16 protein-coding genes are annotated in these 21,196 nt (G+C 56.5%); 6 read left to right on the top strand and 10 right to left on the bottom strand.

Annotated elements, in window-relative coordinates:
• Positions 1 to 75: 75 nt before the first annotated feature.
• Positions 76 to 1,845: an AMP-dependent synthetase/ligase gene (locus B2310_RS04310; RefSeq protein ID WP_173381286.1), complete on the top strand. Its 1,770-nt coding sequence runs from the start codon at positions 76 to 78 to the stop codon at positions 1,843 to 1,845.
• 1 nt (position 1,846) lies between these two features.
• On the opposite strand, the gene B2310_RS04315 is transcribed toward B2310_RS04310, so the two are convergent.
• Genes B2310_RS04315 through B2310_RS04325 form a run of 3 tightly spaced genes read right to left on the bottom strand, consistent with a single transcriptional unit; the run spans position 1,847 to position 3,941 of the window.
• A complete protein-coding gene (locus tag B2310_RS04315) occupies positions 1,847 to 3,178 on the bottom strand; it encodes a hemolysin family protein (protein WP_290728949.1) in 1,332 nt (443 codons plus the stop codon).
• Positions 3,175 to 3,651, bottom strand: a complete 477-nt coding sequence (gene ybeY / locus B2310_RS04320; RefSeq protein ID WP_173365635.1) for an rRNA maturation RNase YbeY — start codon at positions 3,649 to 3,651, stop codon at positions 3,175 to 3,177. The genes B2310_RS04315 and ybeY overlap by 4 nt, the downstream gene beginning before the upstream one ends.
• A complete protein-coding gene (locus tag B2310_RS04325) occupies positions 3,651 to 3,941 on the bottom strand; it encodes a hypothetical protein (protein ID WP_173365634.1) in 291 nt (96 codons plus the stop codon). The genes ybeY and B2310_RS04325 overlap by 1 nt, the downstream gene beginning before the upstream one ends.
• Before the next feature lie 118 nt (positions 3,942 to 4,059).
• Here B2310_RS04325 and B2310_RS04330 point away from each other — a divergent pair, with 118 nt between their 5' ends.
• The 3 genes from B2310_RS04330 to B2310_RS04340 all read left to right on the top strand — a co-directional run bounded on the left by B2310_RS04330 (position 4,060) and on the right by B2310_RS04340 (position 11,257).
• Positions 4,060 to 6,057: a FecR family protein gene (locus tag B2310_RS04330; protein ID WP_173381287.1), complete on the top strand. Its 1,998-nt coding sequence runs from the start codon at positions 4,060 to 4,062 to the stop codon at positions 6,055 to 6,057.
• The gene (locus B2310_RS04335; RefSeq protein ID WP_290728952.1) at positions 6,057 to 9,578 is read left to right on the top strand and encodes a right-handed parallel beta-helix repeat-containing protein; all 3,522 of its coding nucleotides are present in this window, start codon (positions 6,057 to 6,059) and stop codon (positions 9,576 to 9,578) included. Before B2310_RS04330 ends, B2310_RS04335 begins: the two co-directional genes overlap by 1 nt.
• Positions 9,579 to 9,655: 77 nt before the next feature.
• Positions 9,656 to 11,257 carry an NAD(P)/FAD-dependent oxidoreductase gene (locus B2310_RS04340; RefSeq protein WP_290728954.1) on the top strand — a complete coding sequence of 534 codons (1,602 nt, stop codon included), beginning with the start codon at positions 9,656 to 9,658 and terminating at the stop codon, positions 11,255 to 11,257.
• Here B2310_RS04340 and B2310_RS04345 read toward each other — a convergent pair.
• The gene (locus tag B2310_RS04345; RefSeq protein ID WP_290728956.1) at positions 11,254 to 13,395 is read right to left on the bottom strand and encodes a cytochrome c biogenesis protein; all 2,142 of its coding nucleotides are present in this window, start codon (positions 13,393 to 13,395) and stop codon (positions 11,254 to 11,256) included. The two genes, B2310_RS04340 and B2310_RS04345, sit on opposite strands and share 4 nt — an antisense overlap.
• 33 nt (positions 13,396 to 13,428) lie before the next feature.
• Positions 13,429 to 14,421 carry a metallophosphoesterase gene (locus B2310_RS04350; protein WP_290728958.1) on the bottom strand — a complete coding sequence of 331 codons (993 nt, stop codon included), beginning with the start codon at positions 14,419 to 14,421 and terminating at the stop codon, positions 13,429 to 13,431.
• A 95-nt stretch (positions 14,422 to 14,516) separates the two neighbouring features.
• Between B2310_RS04350 and B2310_RS04355 the strand changes: the two genes are divergently transcribed.
• The gene (locus B2310_RS04355; protein WP_173365629.1) at positions 14,517 to 15,350 is read left to right on the top strand and encodes a CvfB family protein; all 834 of its coding nucleotides are present in this window, start codon (positions 14,517 to 14,519) and stop codon (positions 15,348 to 15,350) included.
• A 70-nt stretch (positions 15,351 to 15,420) separates the two neighbouring features.
• On the opposite strand, the gene B2310_RS04360 is transcribed toward B2310_RS04355, so the two are convergent.
• Together B2310_RS04360 and B2310_RS04365 are read right to left on the bottom strand one after the other, a co-directional pair.
• Positions 15,421 to 16,590 (bottom strand): ribose-phosphate diphosphokinase, encoded by a 1,170-nt coding sequence (locus B2310_RS04360; RefSeq protein ID WP_173381292.1) that lies wholly within the window; start codon positions 16,588 to 16,590, stop codon positions 15,421 to 15,423.
• A gap of 65 nt (positions 16,591 to 16,655) precedes the next feature.
• Positions 16,656 to 17,375, bottom strand: coding sequence for an OmpA family protein (locus B2310_RS04365; protein WP_173365627.1), 720 nt, complete (start codon positions 17,373 to 17,375; stop codon positions 16,656 to 16,658).
• Between the two features lie 155 nt (positions 17,376 to 17,530).
• Here B2310_RS04365 and B2310_RS04370 point away from each other — a divergent pair, with 155 nt between their 5' ends.
• Positions 17,531 to 18,574: a hypothetical protein gene (locus B2310_RS04370; protein ID WP_290728960.1), complete on the top strand. Its 1,044-nt coding sequence runs from the start codon at positions 17,531 to 17,533 to the stop codon at positions 18,572 to 18,574.
• Here B2310_RS04370 and B2310_RS04375 read toward each other — a convergent pair whose 3' ends face one another.
• The 3 genes from B2310_RS04375 to B2310_RS04385 all read right to left on the bottom strand — a co-directional run bounded on the left by B2310_RS04375 (position 18,575) and on the right by B2310_RS04385 (position 21,193).
• Positions 18,575 to 19,267 carry a CAP domain-containing protein gene (locus B2310_RS04375; protein ID WP_290728961.1) on the bottom strand — a complete coding sequence of 231 codons (693 nt, stop codon included), beginning with the start codon at positions 19,265 to 19,267 and terminating at the stop codon, positions 18,575 to 18,577.
• Entirely contained in the window at positions 19,267 to 20,271 is a 1,005-nt protein-coding gene (locus B2310_RS04380) for an FISUMP domain-containing protein (protein ID WP_290723155.1), read from the bottom strand. Before B2310_RS04380 ends, B2310_RS04375 begins: the two co-directional genes overlap by 1 nt.
• A gap of 88 nt (positions 20,272 to 20,359) precedes the next feature.
• A complete protein-coding gene (locus B2310_RS04385; protein ID WP_290728963.1) occupies positions 20,360 to 21,193 on the bottom strand; it encodes a phosphatase PAP2 family protein in 834 nt (277 codons plus the stop codon).
• Positions 21,194 to 21,196: the final 3 nt, after the last annotated feature.

Here is a 21,196-nt window from a genome sequence, read left to right on the forward strand (position 1 = left end):
CCTTTTTTGTGCAAAATAATCAAAATATTTCAAAAAAAACATGAAATTTCGTAATAAGAATAGTATTTTAAGGGCATGGAACCGTTACAGTTTACCTCGCTTGTGTCTATGTTCTTTGCCAACTGCTCCCGCAATGACTTTGGCGGGTGGTACAAGCGGGTCGAAGGCCAATGGCTGCACTACTCGCGCGAATTCCTTCGCGACAGTTCCATCTACCTATCCATCGCCCTGAACAGCCGCGGACTCAAGCCCCGCGAAAGTGTCGGCATCATCGCACCGAGTTCCCCCGAATGGTTCATCGCGGATATCGCGACGCAAATCAACCATGCGCAGGTGGCCCCCCTGTTCCCGAACATCTCTTCAGAAAATTTCAAGTTCCAGTGCGAGGATTCCAACGTCCAGATTCTGTTCGTGAATTCCGTCTCCGAGCTGGAAGCTCCGCTCAAGGAATTCCTTCCACAGTTCAAGCTGGTCATCTGCATCGATTCCAATTCCGAGCTCCCCGAAAACGCCATCTACTGGAACACCCTCATCGACGAGGGCAAGGAGCTCGCAGAAACGAACCGGTACTTCAGCTGGGTAGACGACCAGATCCAATCGATACGCCCCGACGACCTTTTCAGCATCATCTACACGAGCGGTTCCATGGGAGCCCCGAAGGGCGTGGAGCTCACGCACAGGAACATGCTAGTGCAAATCCAGAACCTCCTCGAGCTCTACCACATGAACCGGAAAGAGGACTGCTGCCTCACGATATTGCCGGTCGCGCACGTGTTCGAGCGCATGGCGGTCTACTTCTACACGCTGAACGGAGTGCGCATCTACTTCGGCGACACCCCGAAAAACGTGGCGACCATGCTGACCGAGGTCCGCCCCACCGTGATGATCGTCGTCCCGCGCATCCTCGAGCGCCTCTACGAAAGCATAACCATCATCGGCGACAAGGCGAGAGGCCCCAAGCGGCTGCTCATCCAGAACGCCATCAAGCTTGCAAAGATAAGCGAGCCCGGAAAGAGGCGTTCGCCCATGCAGCGCATCTACGACCGCCTCGTCTACCGCAAGATGCGGGAAGCTCTCGGCGGAAGGTTCAAGCTCATCGTGAGCGGCAGCTGCGCCTTGAACAAGTCTATCCTCCGGTTCCTCCTGAACATCGGGCTTCCCGTATTCGAAGGTTACGGCATGACGGAATGCAGTCCGGTCGTCACCGCGAACAGCCCCAATTCCTCGAAGCCCGGGACCATAGGCAAGCCGCTCGCCCACCTCCAGGTAAAGATCGGCGACAACAGCGAAATCCTCGTGAAGGGAGAAAGCGTGTTCCGCGGCTACCACAACGATCCCGAGGCCAACAGCAGGGCTTTTACCGAAGACGGTTTCTTCAAGACGGGCGACCAGGGATTCTTCGACTCCGACGATTTCTTGAACTTCACCGGGCGTATCAAGGAACTCCTCAAGACGAGTACCGGCAAGTACGTGTGCCCGAGTCCCATCGAACTCGAAATCTGCCGCCACCCCGTCATCGAGCAGGCGCTCGTCATCGCGAACGATCGGAAGTTCACCTCCGCGGTCATCTGGCTGAACCCCGAAGGCGCACGCAGGCTCCTCAAGTTCCAGAAAGAAGAATTCAGCATCGAGAAGGCGCTTCAGTCCGGGCGCGTGCGCGAGGCAATCAACCGCCACATCACGCGCGTCAACAAGAAGCTGAACCACTGGGAACAAATCCGCAAGTGGACGCTCGTCGGCGACGAACTCACCACCGAATCGGGACTTCTCACGCCTACGCTGAAAATCCGGCGCAAGGTCGCGGAAGCCATGTACGCCGACAAGATCGAAGCGATGTACAAATAAACTACTTGGCGATAGCCTTGAAGCTTCCCGTCGGTGTCGTTTCGCCCGGCGGCAAAATCATCATGACCTTTTCCATGCGAGTGCCGTCCATCTTGAGGACGCGGAAGGTGTAGCCCTTGACCTTGATTTCGGCACCCGGGGAGGGAATCACGCCGAGAGTCGCCTGGATGAGTCCGGAGAGGGTTTCCACATGGGAATTCTCGGGAGCCTCAAGTTCGACGCCCAGTTCCTCTTCCAAATCCGAAAGCGTCATGAGCGGGTCGAGGATGTAGCGGCCGTCCTTCAGTTTCTGCACGTCGTCTTCCTCGTCGGCATCGTCCTCGTCCTTGATTTCGCCGACGATTTCTTCGAGGATATCCTCAAGCGTCACGAGGCCCGCGGTTCCGCCGTATTCGTCGATCACGATGGCAAGCTGGTTGCCCGTCTTGCGCAGTTCGGTCAAAAGATCGTCAATTTTCTTGTGGTAGGGCACGAATACCGGCGGCATCACTATCTTCATGATGTCGAAAGGTTCATCGCCATGTTCGGTATACCATTCCAGGAAGTCCCGGTTCGAGAGGATTCCCACGATGTTGTCCATCGTATCCTTGTAGACCGGCAAGCGCGAATGGCGTTCGTTGTTCAGCACCTTCACCAAATCCTCGAGCGGCGTATCCACGTCGATGGCGCACATTTCCACACGCGGGGTCATGATTTCGCGCACGGGAGTTTCCACGAAGTCGAAAATATTGAGGATCATCTGCTGTTCCTCTTTTTCCAGGCCCTCGGCATCGCCGGACTTGACATCGGAAAGGTCGGCCTGCACGGCATCGCGCATCTCTTCGGGCAAGAAGTTCAGCTTGGAATCGTAGCCGAGAAGGTTCAGCATCTTGACAAACACCACATGGCAGAACTTGGCCACCGGCACAAACGGGAGGCGAATGAGCCTGAACAGCGGCACGAGGACGACAGACAACGTATCGGGCTTGAGACTGGCGAGCAGGTACGGGATGAACACCGTAAGCGTATAGAGAACCGCACTCGCAAATACCAGATACGCAGCGACACTCAAGTAGGGATAGGTGCGCACGAAATCCCACTGCGAATTGGCGAGTACAAAGAACCCGAGAACGCCCGCGCTCACGTTGCCGAAGATACGCCCGATAGAGACGCACTCGTTGAATCCGTGCCAGCGGACGAGCTTCGCTATTTTTTCTTCGCGCTCGCTGCGGTCATGCGGATCGCGCTTTGCGAAGATGAGGCTGAACGCGCACTTGGTCGCGGAGAACGTCGCCGAAGTCAGGACAAAGATGCAGAGGAATACGATAGCGAGGATTTCGGACGTTTCCATCATGCACCTTCCTTGTAAGGGTCGAGCCCCAGGAATTCGCATTCTCGCTTGCGCATCACCTTTCTATCGGCAGCCTTGATGTGGTCGTAACCCGAAAGGTGCAGAAGCCCGTGGACAATCACGCGCTTCATTTCGGCATAGAACGTATTGCCATATTCGGGAGCCTGACGTTTCACCTGGTCACGCGCGATGTAGATTTCACCGAGCATTTCTTCGGCACCCGGGAATCCGTCATCGTGCCACTCGAACGAAAGGACATCGGTCACCTTGTCGAGCCCACGGTAATCTCGGTTCATGTTACGGACAAACTCGTCCGTACAAAGTACGATATTGACGCTCCTTTCCTTGCCTTCTTCGGCAAGGAGCTTGCGCGCCATTTTTTCGAACTTGTCCTTATACGGAAAGCTTTCGATATCGCCTTCGCAAAGGAACTCTATACTGTAAAATTTCTTTTTACTACTAGCAGGGTCTGCCATTAAATGTTATACCACTTCTTGAGATTTTCAATAATGGCTTCGGCCTGGGCCTTGCCACTGATATTGAACTTGCTGCGGGCCTTGAAAGCACCACCAGCCTTCTGGTAGCGGCGGAGGTACACCTTCGGTTCCCCGAATTCGCCCGTTTTCGCGTTTTTTTCCTGACAAAGGAACATCATCGTCTGCCAGGCGCCCTTGGTGAGGACGGCCTTGTCCAGTTCCTTGATCACTTGTTCGCCAGTTTCGGCATCGACCATTTCGACGGTCGGTTCTTCAACTTCCATGCTCATTTTGGACCTCGCTAAAAAAAAATCACAAAACACTCACACCAAAGATACATTTTTCTTCCACCTCGGGCAAAATAATACATATATTTGTTTATGGTATTCATCTTGCAAGTGAGGCTACATGTCTTTTTCGCAAAATTTAAAAACATCCGTTATCCTTCTGGTGGCACTCGGCACCATGGCCATGGCAAAGAGCACCACAGGCAGAGTGACCGACCGCGTCGGTGACGTCAAGGTCCAGAGCGCCAAGACCGGGAAATGGGAAGAAAACATCCAAGTAGGCGCGCGCATCCGCGAAAGGGACCAGATCAGTACCGGCGCCGAATCCTATGTGACGGTGCGCCTCCCCGACGGAACCTCCATCACCGTGCAAGAACAATCCCTGGTCCAACTGGACACCCTGGATTCCGAGAACGGCGTCCAGATGGCCTTCACCGACGTGAAGACGGGTAAAATCAAGTTCGAAGCCCAGAAGCAGAAAAACGGTGGATACCTCAAGTTCAAGACCGGTGTGGCAACGGCAGCCATCCGTGGAACGGTCGCCTTCATCGGTATAACCCCCGGCGGAAAGGCGTTCGTCTCGGCCAGCGAAGGTAAAATACGCACCACGCACAACAAGACCGGCAGGGAATGTGACGTGAGCGCGGGGCAGACGCTCTTCTTCACCAAGAACAACGACAACTGCAACGTCGTGGAAACGCAGACTTCCGGCGACCCGAGTTTCGTCAATGAGCTCGAAAGAATCCTCGACAACGACAGCCTGTCCATCGAAGAAATCACGAAATCTCTGAAAGATGCGGACGCGAACCTGCTACAGCTACTCTCCAAAATCAGCACGGAGAGCGCCTGCACGTTCGAAAGCCTAGAAGACACCGTAACGGTCAACAAGGTTTCCATCAAGGGATCCTGCCCCTCCGGTACGACCCTGCAGATCGCAGGCGCCTCCCAGAAAGGTACCGGCAACGCGTTCGACATTCCGGCCGAATGGGCCCCGAGTGCGGACGGCGATAAGAAATTCCCGGCTACATGCTCCATTGTAGCAGTCACCCCTTGCGACAAGAACAGCACCGACAAGAATTCCAAGAAAGGCAAGCAGAAGAAACCCGAAACATGCTCGAAGCCACTCACCTTCAACTGCGGCGAACTGCATACCTACTACAAGGCTCCCGTTTCCCCGGACACCGTCGTTGCGGACACTGCCGTGGCAGACACCTCGGTTCAAGACACCTCCAGCACCAAGTCTTTCTCGATAAAGACGGCCTCCCCGGTAAAGGTTTGCGACCCCGGTTCCGTGACCATCGAGGGTACGTTTGACCCGAGCGACCCCGAAGCCTCCCTCTATGTGAAGCTCGGGAACTACACATCCCGGAACCTTGTCCCGCTAAGCGCGAACGGCGAATTCTCTCACACCGTTACCATCAACGACATCGTCGGGAACTGGAACGTGAAGAAGGCGACCGTCGAATACAAGGGCAAGAGCGGAAATCGCAGCGCCCACATCGAACTCGACATCGACAAGACCTGCAAGCAGGTGAACCAGGGACGCCCGATCGTATCGTTCACGTCGAGCGACTCACTCCGCTGCAAGGCGACCTTCATGGTTTCCGGTGCAAAGAGCGACATCGTCCTTGTCGAAAGCGAAATTGACGGAGACCTCATCAAGGAAACCACCTTCATGCAGGACGACCCCATAAAGATCAAGCTCAAGAGCGGCATCCACACCTACACCTTCACGGCCAAGGACCAGGCCGACAACAGAAGCACCCTGCAAAAGAAACTCAGCTGCCATCCCCAAAGCAACACGTCTGTGGAATTCACCGGCGGCGATTTCGAGCGCCTCCGCGTTCCGCCTCCGCCGCGAGGAATGTCAAGCACCTTCGTCAGGAACATGCATTTCAGAATCACCAATGTCCACTCGCTTAACCCGGCCCACATCAGGCGCCTCCAGGTAACGCAGGGGAACAAGTCGCTATTAAACATTAGCAATGGCCAGATTACCGACCTTGACTACGACGTTCAAGTCAACCTGACCCGCGGAGAAACGACAAAAGTGACCGTCACCATAGACATGAAGAATGGCATGAAGGTCGTTAAATCCAAGACTTACGAGGTCCGCTAATGAAGTATTCCTACAAGACCCTTATTTCGACCATTGCACTCGGTTCCACCCTGGCTTTTGCCCAGGCTACCCAACCGGCAGCGCCGGCCCACGTAGCAGAAGAACCAGCCCCGGCAGTCAAGGAAGCTCCTGCAGCGGCGTCCGCCGACTCCTCGCAGGCAGCGGCAACACCCGCAGCCACCCCTGCTCCCGAAGCTACAACCGCACCCGAAGCAAGCCCTGCGCCTGCAGAAAGCTCCACAGCCGCGGCAACACCTGCCGATTCCCCGCAGGCTGTAACCGACTCCACTGCAAGTGACAGCACAATGGCAGCTCCCGAGGAGCAAGCTGCAGCGCCCGCAGCAGAACCCGCCGTGGCCAAAGCCGATTCTTCGGCAACTGTCAATGCCGATTCCGCAGCCGCAGGATTTGTCGCCGACACGACAACACCCCCGCCGTCACTGCTTTCGGGAACAGAAATCTCGGGCAACGTCCATGGCTTCTTGAAACTGGACAAGTCGCCCTACCTCGTCACCGAAAACCTGACCGTCGCCCCCAATACGAGCCTCATTGTCGAGCCGGGCGTCGTCCTCTACTTCAAGCCCGGGACCGGCCTCGTCGTCAACAAGGGCCAGCTGGTCATCGCCGGTTCCAAGACCTCGCCCGTCATTATGCGTTCCGCCTTCGACCGTCCGAAAAGCGGGGACTGGAAAGGCATATCCATTACGGGTGACGAGCGCGCCGAAATCCGCCACCTGCAGATCAGCGATGCCGAAGCAGCCATCGCCGTCGAAAACGGCTCGATGGACTTCCAGAATTCGAGCGTCGAGAACACCTCCGTTCGCGGCGTCTTTGCGCGCAATTCCGAAATCAAGGTCAGCGACTGCGAATTCAAGGGAAACCGCGTGGCGGTCCACATATCCAACTATGCCGACGGTTCCATCGAACGCAGCACGTTCACCAAGAACGAAATCGGCATCCTGAATTCGAAACTCGCAAGCGTATCCATCTCCTCGACCGAAATTTCGGACAACGAGCTCGGCCTTCTGAGCATGGACAACAGCATCGTCTCGCTGAGCAACACCAAGATCGAAAAAAACAGGCTGGGCGTTGCTTCGGCAGAAGTTCTCGCTCCCGAAATCATCGAGAACGTCAAGGGCAATGAACTCGACATGAACAACGAGGCCGTGGCAGCCTCCTCGGCGCTCCCGCCCAACCCCGAAATTCCGGGCGTCGAGCAGCGTCCTGTCCGCGAAACCGACAAGATTGCCGACATCGTAAGCGAGAGGGCCGCAGCAGCCGACACTACCGCCAAGCGCTGGACAGTCATCGGAAACGCCATGCTCGGCGGAACGTTCCACCTCGTCACCACAAGCAAGAACGAAACCGGCAAAGATTACATTTCCAACGGGGACACGATCGCTCCGGGCAAGGACTACAAGAACATCTTCCAGGTTCCCGGACTTGCAGGCAGGGCCAGCGCTTACCTCTACATGCAGTCTCCCGACGGCAAGACTATCGAGTTCAACACCGACCTTACGGTGGATTCCTGGAACCATTTCTCTCCCAATCCTGTCAGCCTGCGCTATGCGGACAGCTACAATAACGTAGCCCTCGGCGACTTCCAGCTCGTCGGCGGGGAAACCTACATGGCGAACCTACCGGTGTTCGGTGCCGACTACACGGTATCGCTCCTGAAGAACAACGCGAACCAGCCGCTCTTCCAGCTGAACGGATTCTTCGGAGAAGCCAAGAGGAGCCTCGTGGAAGGCGCTCGCCATCCCTACATCTACAACGACTACATCGACGACGGTGAACTCCAGGCCCAGCGTCTCGCTTCTGGCGGTTTCATCAAGTGGGCCCCGGTGCGCCGCTTCGATGCGAAGTTCGGCCTCGTCTACGCGACCGACGAACTCGAAGACCCGCTCCTGCGCGACGGTGCTAGCGGCAACTGGACCACGAGCGACCCGATCCAGAAATCCCTCACGCTCTATGCCGACGGGAACTGGCTGTTCTTCCCGGGCGACATCGAGCTCAACGGCCAGATTGCCGTCGGCCGCGCCGACACTGCCGACGTCATCCGCCAGCGCGCCATCAACAAGGTTTTCGCCGAAGAAGGAATCAGTTCGGCCTCCTACAACCTCCTGCGCAAGCTGATGAGGAACCCCAACAGGATTGACCAGCTTACCGAAGCGGAACTTCTTTCCATCTTCGGAGACAACACGACGCTCCGCAAGGGCCAGATGATCGAAAAGCTGAAGACCCTTATCGAGAAGGCAAAGCTCGTCCAGACGGAAGAAGAAAACGACCGCGACGACGGACGCGTGCTGGGTCTCAACTGGGGCAGCCAGAATTTCGCCATCGGCGCATCGCTCAACTGGAACATCTACAAGACAAGCATCAACGGCCACATCAAATACGTGGGCGAAGAATTCTACAGCGCAGGCTCTCCCGACCAGCTCTCCGACACCCGTGAATTCGGTGGCCGCATCGAGCAGGAAATCCTCACGTTCTGGGATCTCGGATTCGAATACCAGATTAACGTCGAGAATGCAGCCAAGGGAGACAAGACAAACATCTTCGGCCTGGGCGAAGGTTCGGAATGGGGGCTCTTCGCCGATGACGAAGGTTCGTGGTTCGACAAGCACGAGCTCGACAACGACCGTACCAAGTACATCCACAATATCGGCCTCGACAACACGTTCAAGATTAACAAGGACATCGACGTGACCGCGGCATACAACTTCGAATACAAGAACCAGTACCGTCCGTTCCAGCTGCACGGAGACTACATCCTCGAAGACGGCATCTATCGTGACGACTGGTTCGATGCTCGCAAGGGCAGGGATTCCACCGCGATTGACGACAACGGCGACACCACCTACGTGGATGCAGAACGCTGGGGCGAATACATGAGCCTCGCCACCAAGCCCTGGATTGCGAGCCGCTTCAAGGAACGCCTCTTCAAGCATACCTGGAATCTCGGAGCCTCCCTCCGTGCCCTCAATTCCGTATTCAAGGTCAACGGTCGCTGGACCTACCGCACCGACGGCTCTGTATTCGAACGCGACAGCCTCATCGACGGCATGGAACTTTCGAACACGACCTGGGACAAGCTCGGTTACTTCTTCGGCGGTTCCGACTACTTCGAACAGAGCTACCCCATGTCCGTCACGACGACTCTCAACATTCTGCAGAACCGCTTTGCCGTCACTCCGCGCTTCAAGAGCTACAACCGCGACAACATGGGCGAATTCGAAATCACCGTCGAGGATGAATTCGAGATGCCGTTCAAGAACCGCTTCTTCGTGCTGACCGTGAACGCCTCGTTCCGCTACATGAACACCGACTGGGAAGAAGAAGGCGAAAGCTTCGACGAAACCGAAATCGATGTTCTCAGCAACGCGAACCTCCGCGTGAACCATAACAAGAAGTTCTACACGGAATGGTTCCTGGGCAATGCGCTGTACTACCGTCCGGACAATCCGAGCAACGAATACAACGACTTCTACGTGGGCGTGAACGCACACTACGTGTTCTAAACCTAGATTCAGATTTCAAAAGGCGGGCCGAACGGTTCGCCTTTTTTTGAACGCAGAGTTTTTTATTTTTGACAGCAATGTTCACCTACCGCTTCAGAGAACTGCAGGTCGCACTCGACCGCAAAGGCCAAGTCCGCGAGGCCCTGGCACGAGAACTGCGCGTGCATCCCGAATGCATTTTCAATCTCGAGGTGGAGAGGTTCTCGCTGGATTGCCGCAGGAAGGGCGATCCGAAATGGAACTACAACGTCATCTTCGACGTGGAAAAGCCGTTGCGCGTTTCGGGAAACGCGGCGCGTGGCCTCGTGGAGGCTACGCGGGAGCGCGAGGCGCTCGACGGCGATGAATTCGCACACAGCATCCCGATGGCTTCGCACGTGGACATCGTAGGCGCGGGACCCGCAGGGCTGTGGGCAGCCCTCCACCTGCTGCGTCGCGGATTCACCGTAGATTTATACGAGCAGGGCAAGCCCGTAGAGGAGAGATTCCGCGACATCCGCAGGTTCTTCGTTGACCGCAAGTTCAACGCACATTCCAATGTGCTGTTCGGCGAAGGCGGGGCCGGTGCTTTCAGCGACGGAAAGCTCAACACGCGCACCCGCAACATCTTCAGCGAAACGGTTCTGCGCGACATGGTGGAATTCGGAATCGACGAAAGCGTCGTCACGTTCGCAAAGCCGCATATCGGTACCGACAGGCTCGTGCTGATGCTGAGGAAAATCCGTGCAGAGATTGTGCAGCTCGGCGGAAAATTTCATTTCAACACCGCGCTCGAAGATATTGAAATCAGCGACGGAAAGGTAAACGCCATCAAGATACGCGATGTCTCGACAGCAAACAGTGCCGCTAGCTGGAAAAGTTGCGAAGCGCTCGTGCTTGCCACGGGACATTCCGCCCGCGACATCTACACTATGCTGCACGCACGCGGAGTTGCACTCGAAAGCAAGGCTTTTGCGATGGGCGTCCGCGTGGAACATCCGCAAACGCTCATCAACATGAGACAGCTTGGCAGGAGTGTCGACACGCGCCTCACGGGTTCCGCCGAATACTTCCTCGCGACCCCGACGCTCTCCAAAACGAGCAGCGCCTACAGTTTCTGCATGTGTCCCGGCGGAGTGCTCGTGCCCTGCGCCTCGGAACCGGGAACGCTCGCCACCAACGGCATGAGCTACAGCAAGCGCAACGGCTGGGCAGCAAACGGAGCCATCGTCGTTCCCGTGGAAGCAAGCGAGACGCTTTTCGGCGGCCTCGAATTCCAGCGGAAAATTGAACGCGACGCATTCGACGTCGGAGGCAAAGGCTACGCCGCCCCCGCACAGACCATCAAGGCATTCCTCGCCCACCACGCCGACAAGAGCCTGCCCAAGTCCACCTATCCGTGCGGGCTTGCCGCATGCAACTTGTGGGACTGGCTCGACAAGAAAATCTGCAAGTCGCTCGCCGAAGGGTTCCTGAATTTCGACCGCAAGATTCCGGGATTCATCGAAGAAGGCCTGATTGTAGCCCCCGAGACGCGCACGAGCTCTCCCCTGCGCATCACGCGCAACAACGACACGCTCGAAAGCATCAACACGCAAGGACTCTTCGTACTTGGCGAAGGCGCCGGATATTCCGGCGGAATCGTCACGAGTGCGGCAGACGGAATTCGCCTCGCCGTGCGTGCAAAAAAATCCCGCTAATGCAGAGGCTTTCCCTGAGCCGGCCCCCGGGACACAAGCCAGAGAACCGCGACCGTATCTGCAACACAAAATCCCAATAGCCATGCGGCCGTGCCGCCCTGGAATCCGTAGCTGTGCAGCCCGACACCGAGCAGGTTCACGCCGAACCAGCAGAGGAACGTAACGATCACGTTGAAGCAGTTGAGCAAGGCGAAGTTGCGCATATTCACCAGGCGACCCGCACGCAAATGCAGCAGGAGCATCGCCCACAGGATGACAAACAGCGCACCACATTCCTTCGGGTCGAACCCCCAGAAGCGCCCCCAGGCAAAATCAGCCCACACGCCGCCCAGAAGCGTGCCAATGATGGTAAAGACCGCGCCAAAGACGAGCGTTCCATACAGGAGCGAATCGAGCGGGGTGCGTTCTGAAGATGCGCGGAACAGCGCCACATGTGCGACAACTCCCGAAAGAATCATGCCCGCAAACCCGAGCGCAATCGTAAACACGTGTATCGTGAGGAACACGGAGGAATTCAATACGGCAGGAATCGGCCGGAACGTATCGCCCGGCTCCAGCACGAACTTCGCAAAGAACAATAGCAGCGCCGCCATGAATGTCACGGGAACCATGAGCGAGAAGGTGCGGCGCTTGCAGAATATAAACGCTCCCGATTCGAACGCCATCAGCAGCATCGCCACAAGCAATACGATTTCATACAGGCTCGAGAGCGGAGCTCGCGCGGCAACATACGTGCGCAAGGCAAACGCCACCGCAAGAATTCCTGCCGTCGCGATACAGGCCACGTTCGCGGCAACATCCATTTTCCGCGACTTGAAAACCATATTCAGCGATGCAAGCATGCAGGCGATAAACGCCAGGATAAAAGCTATCAATGCAAAATTCGCCTTGTGGTAAAGCACTTCCGCCGCTAGGCGTGAATTATCCACGCTAGTTTTGGAGTCAACCACGACCGAAAACGCCACCCGCTTCGCAATCGATTCGTATTGTTGGACATTCGCAAGCAACCGGCGCATTTCAAGAGTCGCCGGATGGCTGTCATCCCGGCTCGCATAGAGTTCCAGCAAGTTCCGCGCCGGGAGCAAGTCCGCATAGCTCACATAACGGCGGTCTTCGGGCAAGTGCAGCGCCTGGGCCACATCGCTACGGAGCACCTTGAATATTGCAAGGTCTTTCGCCTCTTCCGGGTTGTTCAGTATCAAGCGGACAACATTCCCTGCCGAAATCTTTCGAACATCCTGCTTTTCGCAATACGGGACTCCAGCCCCGCACTTGTAAGTCACGCGCCCGTTCACATCGTCCAGGAACCCGCGGGCAAAAGATTCGAAGGGACGCACCGCAGAATCCACAAGAACAGGAGAATCAGCCTTCAAGCCTACCCAAATAGGAACCGGTCGCGCCGACGCCTGCGAATTGGCGGGCACCATCGCGACAAGGCACGCAACATACGCCAGCACTGGCACGATTTTTGAAGCCACGCGAGTAGCCGATGCTTGAGCAGCGCTCTTTCGCGCACCGCGCACCTTCACCACGTAATGGAACACCGCCCCCAGCAGGAACAGCGCCATGAACGCATACGGCACAAAATGGAACGGGTCGTAATAGGCCTTATACATCGCGACATTCTTGTTTCCCGCCATCGGGACATCGCCACGGAAATGCACATAGTAGGGCCACGCATCCGCAATCTCTACAGGACGCATGCCAAGGCTATCGTCTGCAGCAAAGAACTTCAGGTTCTTCCCCAAGGATACATCCAAAGCCGTCGAATCCGCCGTTACGACACCGAACCCGTTATATTCCCGCTTGATTCCGCTTCCGGCAACGCCACCCGCAAGAAGCACGAGGAGCGCCACGTGCATAAGCCAGAGCCCCGCATTCTTCCAGCCGCGGGGCATCCGGAAGACCATGCTCGCGACAAGATTCACGCACGCAAGAATTGCGATACTCTTGAACGCAGGCAGCGGCACCACACCCAGCGTCCATATGAAATAGCTGTCAAAAAAACGGTCGATGGCAACCGATGCCGAAAAACCGGCCGATTCCGCATTCGCCTGCGCCAGGGTTCCCCAGAACGTAAGCACAAGGAAAGCGACGAGAATTGCGACAGTCACCTTCAGCGAAGCCAACTTTTTCAAAAAATCTTTCGTCCTTCGTCTTTCCACTTTCGTCTAAACAGCCTCCACCCAAACGAACTTGCGTTCGTCGAGTTTCTGTTCGCCATCAAAACGGTAGGCGACAAGCCGTCCATCACCGCGGTAACCCGCCACACTGTAGTCCAGGCAACACACGTTGTCGCGTATGAGTTTCGGGAGTCCGGTAAGCCAGTAGTGTCCGAAGAACACGGGCCGTTCGTTCTCACCGTAATAGCCATGCCCAAGGACTTCCGCGGGCGCATCGCAGGCCGGCAGTTCCACTCCCGGCTGGAAAGCGAGTTCCCGCAGGCTACTGCCCTTCGGGTCAATCCACCATTTTAGCCGCGCACGCTTGCGAAGAACGTTTTCGCCATCGCGGAACGTGATTCCCGCAGGCAGGTCCATCTCGGGGCCCTTCAGGAAAAAGTTTATCGGGTCAAAGAGTGAATCGGCGTATTCGTTGAACTGGTCGTTCGCGCGGGCAATAAGTTCGTCAAAGTTCCCGTCGGCAAAACTGCGGATGCCCACGGCATCCAGCGCACGTGCGGCCCCCAAGTCAAAGCAGGCATGCTGCGCCCGGAACGAATCCTCTTCAATAAAGAACGGGAGCGTCCTCAAAAACAAGAGCATGTCCTCGAATTCTGCACGGCGCCCACGGTAGCTGTCCACGGTCTTCGCATGAATCGCCACCTTGTTGAAGCTGTGCTCGCGCAGGTAGCCCCCAGGAATGCAGTGAATCACATGAGAGCCGCCGGCGCCGTTCATTTGCCAGAAACAGAGCGCGTTGAACTCGTGGTTCCCCATTAGGGCGACCGCCGAACCTGCGTCGCGCATGGCACGCACCAGGTTTATAACCTCGCGCGACTGGCTCCCGCGATCGATGTAGTCCCCCAAAAATACGACGGAACGCTCGCCACCCGGGTAGCGGAATGCGCCCATGGATTCCTCGTAGCCAAGCTTCTGCAGCAGGGCTCGAAGTTCATCGCAATGGCCGTGAACATCGCCAATAAAGTCAAGGGAATCCGTCATACCTCCAATATAACAACTAATGGCTCCGCCCATGCATGCGCCATGCTTTTTCAGTTGCTATCTTTCTCCACAAACACTTGAACGGAAGGTCCCCCATGGAAATAGGAAAATATAACCGCGCACGCGTCGAAGCAATCATGCCCCAGGGCTACTACCTGGAACTCGAAACGGGAGGCCGCGTGCTCCTCCCCGGCAAGCGAGACGAGTTCACGCTCCAAGAAGGCGAAATTCTCGACGTGTTCGTCTACATGGATTCCGAAGACCGCCCCATCGCGACCCTCGACAAGCCGCTCGCCACCGTCGGCGAATTTGCCGTTCTCGAAGTAAAAGACGTGAACCGCTTCGGCGCATTCCTGGACTGGGGTTTAAACAAGGACCTCTTCCTCCCCTTCAAGCAGCAGCTGGGAGAACTTGAACGCGGCGACCGCTGCGTCGTATTCGTGCTCGAAGACGAAAAGAGCGGACGCATCGTCGCGACCGAAAAAATCAAGAGCTTCATCGACACCGACACCTCGGAACTCCACATCGGCCAGAAAGTCCAGCTCGCCGCCTACGAGGTGACCCGCGACCATATCGACTTCCTCGTCGATTACCGCTACACGGGACGCCTCATGGTCAATCCCGCGACGCCGCGCATCTACATCGGCGACACGATGGCAGGCTACATACAACGTTTTACCGAAGATGGAAAGATAACCCTCAACCTCACTCCCGTGGGCTACAAGGGCATCATGAAAAGCGAAAGCCCCGCGGCCATCCTCCAGAAACTCGAAGAAGCGGGCGGATTCCTGCCCTACGGCGACCACAGCGATCCCGAGGACATCCGCCGCGAATTCGGCATGTCGAAGAAGACCTTCAAGAAAATCCTGGGGACGCTCTTCCGCGAAGGGAAAATCATGCTCGACGACGACGGGTTCCGGAGCATCTAGCACCTTACAACAACAAAGAGAAGGCTCCCCTGCGGGGAGCCTTTCGAATATCGGTTCAAGCCGGATTCGACTAGAAGAACTGGGGCGGCCAACGCGGGTTCTTCGAGGACATGTCTATCTTGTAGAAGTCCCTTTCGAAGCGTCCGTCGTCAAGTCCGTACATCTGCATCACGTGGCGGGCAATCCACTTGCCGAGTTTCATCACGGTGAGCTTCTTGCGCAGGCGACCCTGGCAGTCGCGGTTCATGATGTCCGGGAGGGTGGACGTCGTGAGGATTTCGTCGATGGCCGGGCTGTTGAGCTTTTCGCGGGCCTCGGGGCTCGTGTGGAAGTGCGTCACGCCGAAGCACACGCGGTTCGGATTACCCTTCTTGATATGCTCGCAGCACTGCACGATGGTCGTACCCGTACGCACCATGTCATCGAACACAATCACGTCCTTGCCCTGGATTTCCTCGATGCTGATGTCGGAGAGTTCCGGGTTGAAGGTCATGCTGATTTCACGTTCGCCGGTACGCACCTTGTCCATCACCACGCGCTTGCATTCCGGCAGGTCGAGTGCCTCGTAGACGGCGTTCATGAACGGGCGAGCGCCCTTGTCCGGAGAGACGATTACCAGGTTGTTGCCGTCCTTGCCGGTCTGCACGAAGTTGCTGTTCTTGATGTAGTGGGCATAGACGTCGGTCGGAATCAGGTTGTGGAAATTGTCCTTGCCGAAGATGTCGGCAAACAGGTTCTGCACCTTGATGCTGTGGTTGTGCACGGTCACCACGGCGTCGACACCGGACTTCTTCAGGAGTTCGGCATAGAGGAGGCTCGTGAAGGCCTGGCCATCGAACTTCTTGAGGTCGACATCCGGACGGTCCTTTTCGAGTTCGCCGATGCGGTGGGGGCCTCTGTCCTGAGCGCTGTAGAACAGGTCGGGTTCAACAAGCACCACCTGCTCGGCACCATTGTCCTTCGCGGCGCGGGCCAGGATGCAGTTGCGCATGGCGTAGTCGTTACGGCTGCGTTCATGGTTCGAAACCGAGCAAATCAACACGATCTTACCTTCCAGACGGCGGCCGATATGTTCCATGTCGTCCACGTCCAGCATGTAGCGAGGGCAGAATTCGGAGTTGGCGAAGGTCTTCAGGGAGACCACGTCGGAGATGTCTTCACGGATTCCTATGTACTGCGCCATGTCGATGGCGAACGGATCATCGGTAAAGTTTCCGGTCACGATAAAACGATCTGACATATTTTTGCCTTGATTTGAGAGTTGAACCTTTGAGAGTTAAACCTTTGGGTGGGTAAAATATAGCTTTATTCCTCGGAAGCCCCGACTTCGTCCTTGTTCACGACGCGGATTTCGATGCGGCGGTTCGCCTTGCGGCCCGCTTCTGTAGCGTTGTCTTGCTTGGGATGGCTGGAACCGTAGCCCACGGCGCTCACGCGGTCCTTCGCGATTCCCTTGCTAATCATGTATTCCATGACGCTATTCGCACGGTCTTCGGAAAGTTTCTGGTTAAAGCTTTCGCTACCTTCGCTGCTGGTGTGGCCTTCGATTTCGATTTTGGCCTTCGCGTTCCGCTTGAGGCCGGCAATCGCATTGTCCAGCGTCTTGAGAGAAGAGGGAATCAGTTCCGCGCTGCCCGCCTTGAAGTTCACGCCGGTAAGTTCGGCACGGGTGTCGTCAAAGAGCACCGTAATGCCGCCCGTGCTTGCCGTCCTGGATACATAAGGAGTCTCGCCACATTCGAACGGGCCAGTCAGGCTCTCGCAAAGGATCGTATAGGAATCCTCGCGCGGAATCATGAAGGCGGCCTCGCCGTAAGTATCGGTCGTCACCGTAATCTTGTTCTTCGGCTTTTTCTGCCCCACGAATACGAGTTTTTTCTTAACCTGCGGCACGTCATCGTAGTTCGTGTAGGTGACGTTCAGCACGGCGTGCGTCTTGTTGGGCGCAAGCGAGCCCGCATGAACAAGCGCAGTTCCCGGAAGCAAAAAAGCGGCCACAGACACGGCCAAAGCGGATACCTTCATAAAGAACCTCTCAATTTACGCGCCAAAAATAGAATTTTATCGCACAATCGTGCAATCATGTATTTGAAAAAAGGGTGCACAATTCTATCTTTGTCAACGGATTTTCAAGGAGTGTGTACACCGTCTTCCCAGGCGGTTTCCTGTAGGAGAAATAAATGAAACATTTGAAGATTGCAGCTGCCCTTCTAGTCGCCGGCATGGCGACCTCCGCCTTCGCCCTCGATGGCGAATTCAGCCTCAAGGGCAACATCCAGACCCAGGTCACCAAGTCCATCGCCAACGACTCCACCAATTTCAACAAGGGCTGGTTCCGTGCCAACGTGGGTGGCCAGTACAAGAGCGACAACCTCGAAGGCCTCATCATGCTGCGCATCTTCGCGCCGGAATTCGGCAACAAGATCGAAGGCAAGATGTACGACAAGATTCTCGCCGACCTCTACTGGGCGAACTACAAGTGGAAGCTCAGCGAAAACGACGTGCTGAACCTGAAGATCGGTCACTGGAAGACGGACTGGTCGCAGTCCACCCATTTCGGTACCTACGTGGACAAGGAACTCACGGCCCGCGGCCTCTGGATGCGCGACTACAGCCACAACGCCCTCGAACTCGGCTGGAAGCACGGTCTCAGCTACCTGACCGCCATGCTCGCCACAAAGGATGAGTTCGCGAACCGCGGGTACGTCCGCGTGGAAGAAGACATGAAGTTCACCTTCCCGCTCGAAATGAAGGTCGCCTACCGCGGAAACCTCATCGACGTCCTGCAGAACACCGCCTACATTACGCACCGTATCGCCGCCTACGCAAGCTACAACGTCCTTCCGATTCTCCGCTTGTACGGCGAATACTCCTGCGTCTACACCCAGGACGACGACCTCAACAAGGACGCGAAGAACTACATTGCCCCCGAAACGAAGTACTACCAGCCGGGAATCTACTTCCAGCCGTTCTACCTGGGCCTCGACTTCGCCCCCAAAAGCGGTTTCTGGAACATCCTCATGAGCGACCTCATGGTGGAATGGGAATTCATCGACAAGCGCGACAACCTGTACGCCGTCTCGAAGCATACCTACGACGACTGGGCCTGGACCGTCGCCTGGAACAAGAAGATTGGTTCTTCGAGGCTCCAGTTCAGCATCTACAGCGAAAAGGAAATCAGCGACGTGGCTTTCGCCTTCCGCCTGACCTCCACGTTCAAGTAATTAATAGAAGTTCATGTTGAACCAGGCCTTGGTGCCGTCACCGCTATAGGCGATGCCACACGCCAGCGAGGTGTAGCGCGTATTCTTCATGTTCAGGTAATGTCCGATGTAGGAATAGTCCTCGGACTTGTTGGGGTCGCGTTCGCCGCTCGTCACGAGCTTCTTCTCGTCGTCCCACATCATGTTCACGTAGGTATCGACAATCTTCTCGGGGGTACCATACCACGTGGTGTTGACGTTAGGGCCGGTATTCTGCGCCGATTCATTGCAACTGCCGAAATTCGCATGCCCCTTGCCCGCTTTCATGTCGGCGGCGGCCTGTTCCTCCACGCAGGATTCACGTTCCGCAGTCGCTCGTTTAAGGGGCGGAAGGTCTTCCGTCGCGCGCTTCGCATTTACCTTCTCGAGGCAGTAGTCGCGCCAGTCTGCCGATGCCGCCTCAGAGCTTGTGGGAGCCTTCTCGCTAGAACTTGACGCCGCAGGCTTGCTTTCGCTCGAAGCCGCAGCCTCTTCCTTGGCAGAAGAACTTGCCGGGGCCTTGGCGCTAGAACTTGGAATCGGGAGGTTCACCTCGCCGCGATCGATAAAGTCGTCGCCACTGGTCGCCGAAGAATCGTCGGAACAACCAACGGCAAAGAAAGATGCCACGGCCAACGCCGCACAGATTTTCAGGAAACTAGCTTTCTTCTTCATCAGTTCAACTCCGTTACACAACGAACATAAAGTCCTTTCTGCACATTCTGGTCGGTGCGGTCGATACTCTTGGCCTGCCGCCTGAATTCCCATGAACGTCCCGTGTTTTTCATGATGGAGGTCGAGGACCAGTAATGGCCGGTCATGTCGCTATTGCAGTAGCCGTCCCAGTCCTTGCAGCCGCCACGGCCCAGGTTATCCCAGTTGAGCCTCGCTCGGTCCTTCTGGAAATCGCGCCATTCGCCGTCGTCGGGCAGGTGCCAGCCGCTCGGGCATGCCTTTTTCGCCTCGGTATGCGTGTAATAGCGGCCGAACTTCTTGCAGAAAGTCGTGTCTTCGAGCAGGCACTGCTTCGCGCTCGTGAGGCTATATTTCAAGTTCGAGACCATCCACAGCCTATCGTCGCGCTGTTCGACCTTGTAGACCTGGTTGTCGCGCGGGTCGGTGAGTTTCATCGTCTTGCTGTCCACGAACTTTTCGGCATAGAAGTCGCGTTCGGAGACACAGCGCACCGTCACCACCGCCTCGGGAGGGAGCGTGACCATCTTCGCGTTGCCACGCTTCACGTCGAGCATCATGGCCCGCGCCCCGTCGGGGTCGGCAACCGCGAAATAGGCGGCGTCCTTGCCCTGGATGTTTCTCGCAGGGTCCGCCATGTCATAAAAGCCTCTCGTCTTCCCGGCAAAGGACTTCACGTTCGAAAGCTTGCGGGGGCCCGTAAAACGGTCCTTGGCAAAGAGAGTCCATTCCTGGATGTCGGGAAGGTGCGTCCCCGCAGGGCACGATGCCATCCACCCCGACTGCTTGTAGAAAGCGTTTTTGTCTTTATCCCTGAAGGCGACCGTCTTCTGGTAAGAAAGATTATCGGTAAACCAGTTCAGTTTTCCAGATGCGATTGCCCTGTAGGTTCTCCCGTCGCGGCTATCCCTCACAACGGGGTCCGCATAAGCAAATTCTGCTACAAAAATAAAGGCCACAGCCAAACGGCCAACAAGTCGAAACATTCAATACACCTCTAGAGGTAAAAACTTTTCCTTAATATATATACAAGCTCGGGAAAAAGGAGCTTCGTCAAAAAAAAATGTTAAAAAACTAGAAAGCGAGGCTCAATCCGAGCGCTCCGGGTTCGCCCCAGACTCCGGCAAGCGAAAGTGGGCCAATTCGTACCGATTTTTTATGGAGTTCAATCACGGCGAGGCTTATTCCGGCCCCCGCGAGCGAACCTATCACGACATCGGTCAGGTAGTGCTTGCCCGCCGCGATGCGGAGCACCCCCACAAAGCCCGCCAGCGAGAGCGAGCCCGCCCAGACGAGAGACCTATACCGGGAATTCGGGTACATTTCCGAGAACCACTCGCCCGTAAACACGGCGACCGTAAAGGCTGCCGAGGCGTGCCCGCTAAAGAAGCTCCCGTAGGCCTCCCCCGTGGCTTCAGCAGCAGCATCCGCGCCCGCCCCCCCGGTCGCATACATGTAGGGACGCGGCCAGAACTTCATGGAACGCACGGCAAGATTGAACCCGTTCTGCAGAGCGAGCGCCTGCGCGAACATCAGGGTATAGGCAGCAAAATCTCCCCCGGCGGCATCCCCCCGGAACCAGGAGATTCCCGCAAGGGCCACAGGAGCCGCCCCAAGCACGGCAAACCACGTACTCACATCTCCCGCCGCCTCGCTGTAGCGCCCCGCAATGGCGCGGTCCCACGGCAAAAGGTCCTCGCGCGCAGGCATGTCCTCCGGTGCGGACACCGGCATGTTGCCCAGAAGATAATTCCCGTAGACACTCGCAAAAGCAGAAAAAAAGGTCAGCGGCATGTCCAGCGGAAGCGAGACTTCGTAATGGCGCTCCACGGTTTGCGATGCAGGCGCCCCCGCAACACAACAGGCAAGGATAGCGAAAATGCAGATTTTCAACGAAAAGCGCGACACTCC

It is taken from the genome of Fibrobacter sp. UBA3629, from assembly GCF_002374005.1.
Lineage (GTDB): Bacteria > Fibrobacterota > Fibrobacteria > Fibrobacterales > Fibrobacteraceae > Fibrobacter.

Coding starts and splice junctions, on each gene's coding strand:
- B2310_RS04310 (WP_173381286.1), top strand. CDS start 76: ATGGAACCGTTACAGTTTACCTCGCTTGTGTCTATGTTCTTTGCCAAC.
- B2310_RS04315 (WP_290728949.1), bottom strand. CDS start 3,178: ATGATGGAAACGTCCGAAATCCTCGCTATCGTATTCCTCTGCATCTTT.
- ybeY (WP_173365635.1), bottom strand. CDS start 3,651: ATGGCAGACCCTGCTAGTAGTAAAAAGAAATTTTACAGTATAGAGTTC.
- B2310_RS04325 (WP_173365634.1), bottom strand. CDS start 3,941: ATGAGCATGGAAGTTGAAGAACCGACCGTCGAAATGGTCGATGCCGAA.
- B2310_RS04330 (WP_173381287.1), top strand. CDS start 4,060: ATGTCTTTTTCGCAAAATTTAAAAACATCCGTTATCCTTCTGGTGGCA.
- B2310_RS04335 (WP_290728952.1), top strand. CDS start 6,057: ATGAAGTATTCCTACAAGACCCTTATTTCGACCATTGCACTCGGTTCC.
- B2310_RS04340 (WP_290728954.1), top strand. CDS start 9,656: ATGTTCACCTACCGCTTCAGAGAACTGCAGGTCGCACTCGACCGCAAA.
- B2310_RS04350 (WP_290728958.1), bottom strand. CDS start 14,421: ATGACGGATTCCCTTGACTTTATTGGCGATGTTCACGGCCATTGCGAT.
- B2310_RS04355 (WP_173365629.1), top strand. CDS start 14,517: ATGGAAATAGGAAAATATAACCGCGCACGCGTCGAAGCAATCATGCCC.
- B2310_RS04360 (WP_173381292.1), bottom strand. CDS start 16,590: ATGTCAGATCGTTTTATCGTGACCGGAAACTTTACCGATGATCCGTTC.
- B2310_RS04365 (WP_173365627.1), bottom strand. CDS start 17,375: ATGAAGGTATCCGCTTTGGCCGTGTCTGTGGCCGCTTTTTTGCTTCCG.
- B2310_RS04370 (WP_290728960.1), top strand. CDS start 17,531: ATGAAACATTTGAAGATTGCAGCTGCCCTTCTAGTCGCCGGCATGGCG.
- B2310_RS04375 (WP_290728961.1), bottom strand. CDS start 19,267: ATGAAGAAGAAAGCTAGTTTCCTGAAAATCTGTGCGGCGTTGGCCGTG.
- B2310_RS04380 (WP_290723155.1), bottom strand. CDS start 20,271: ATGTTTCGACTTGTTGGCCGTTTGGCTGTGGCCTTTATTTTTGTAGCA.